The sequence below is a fragment of the Mycobacterium lehmannii genome (assembly GCF_002245535.1).
Classification (GTDB): Bacteria; Actinomycetota; Actinomycetes; order Mycobacteriales; family Mycobacteriaceae; genus Mycobacterium; species Mycobacterium lehmannii.
The window spans coordinates 1-1711 of the sequence record NZ_NKCN01000064.1; the positions used below are offsets into that span (position 1 = coordinate 1).

Below are 1711 nucleotides of genomic sequence, written 5' to 3' on the forward strand. Positions count from 1 at the left end.
GTGGCTGTTGCGAAATGCCGATGGATGTCCTTTGTGTTGGCCGGTGAGCACGAAACGATGAGGTATGGCTCGTTCGTATCGTCCGGTGGTGCGCGATCAGGAGTTTTTGCTGCCACCGAATATGGCTGACTGGCTGGCCGCTGATCACCTGGTGTGGTTCGTCCTTGATGTGGTCGAACAGCTGGATACCTCGGCGTTGCATGCGGCCCGCCGCACCGGCGGTGTTGGGCGGGCTGGCTATGACCCAGACATGTTGTTGGCGTTGATGATTTATGCCTACGCGACGGGTCAGCGGTCATCGCGACAGATTGAACGCCTGTGCCTAGATCACGTCGCTTACCGGGTGGTGTGCGCTCAGGACCCGCCGGATCACACCACGATCGCCCGGTTCCGCGCGGCTCATGACGAGGTATTCACCGATGTGTTCGCCCAGGTGCTGCGCTTGTGTGCCCAAGCCGGGATGGTCCGGGCCGGGGTGATCGCCATCGATGGCACCAAGATCGCAGCCAACGCCTCAAGATCAGCGAATCGTTCCCAACAATGGGTTGCCGAGCAGGCCCGCCGCATCGCCGAGGATGTGGTCGCCCAAGCCGCTGCCGTTGATGCCGATGAGGACGCCGCCGAAGCTGGCGCCGGTTCCCAGCAGCGTCTGCCAGCCGAGCTGGGCACGGCGGCGGGGCGCAAGGCTGCGATCAAGAAGGCGATGGAGGAGATCGCGCGTCAAGATGGCGCCCATGCCGAGGCCGACGCCGCCGATGCTGCTGGCCAAGAGCAGTACCTGCAGCGCTTGGAGTCAGGTGAGGTCGTGTCCGGTCGAGCGCCGGCCGGGGTGGACCAGATCCGCATGTATCGGGCCAGAATCGCCCGCGAACAGCAGCGTCTGGCCCCGCTGCTGAACGTGCGGGGGACCGCCCCAGCACACCAGCGTGCCGCAATTCGCAGGAACATCAGAAAAGCCCAGGCCGGTTTGCGCCGAGCCGTGCACCAGCAGGCGGCCGGGATGGTCGACCAGCGGGGTGGAGCCGCACGCAGACGAGCTCGGCGCGGCCCAGCGGGCGGGCCGCTGATCAATCTGACCGATCCGCAGGCCAGGTTGATGGTTGAGGGCTCCGGCGGCGGATCGGTCCAGGGCTACAACAGTCAGATCGTGTGCTCTGATGACCACCTCGTGATCGGGGTGCACGTGTCCCAAGAAGCCAACGATCTGCACTGCTGGGCACCAGCTTTGGCCGCGGCCATGAGCCAGATGAATGCCTTGAACAAGACGATCGAGTTGGTGCTGGCCGACAACGGCTACTTCACCGAAGACAACCTCGCTAGCCCCGGGCCCGAGCGGCTCATCGCCCCCGGATCAGGCCGAGCCGTTCACCACGACGCCAAACACCACCCCACCCACGATGCGTCACCACCGTGTCTCTCACCACGCGAGGCGATGCGCCACACACTGCGCAATCCCGAACAGGCACAGCGATACAAACGCCGTTCAGCGACAGTCGAACCCGTCATCGGACACCTCAAAGACCGCATCGGCCTACGCCGCTACGCCCGACGCGGACTCGCAGCCGTCACCGCCGAACTTCACCTGGCCGCTGCAGCACTCAACCTCACCCGACTCCACACAGCCACCGCATAGACCGGGGCCACACCACCAACCTGTACCACCAACCTGTCACCGCCCACCGGCAACCAACCACAAATCGCAACAGCCACT

1 protein-coding gene is annotated in these 1711 nt (G+C 64.7%); it reads left to right on the forward strand.

Translation table 11 applies throughout. The features are described 5' to 3' along the window. The first annotated feature begins 64 nt into the window (after positions 1–64). Positions 65–1633: a transposase gene (locus CEX87_RS26860; protein WP_233151546.1), complete on the forward strand. Its 1569-nt coding sequence runs from the start codon at positions 65–67 to the stop codon at positions 1631–1633. Positions 1634–1711: the final 78 nt, after the last annotated feature.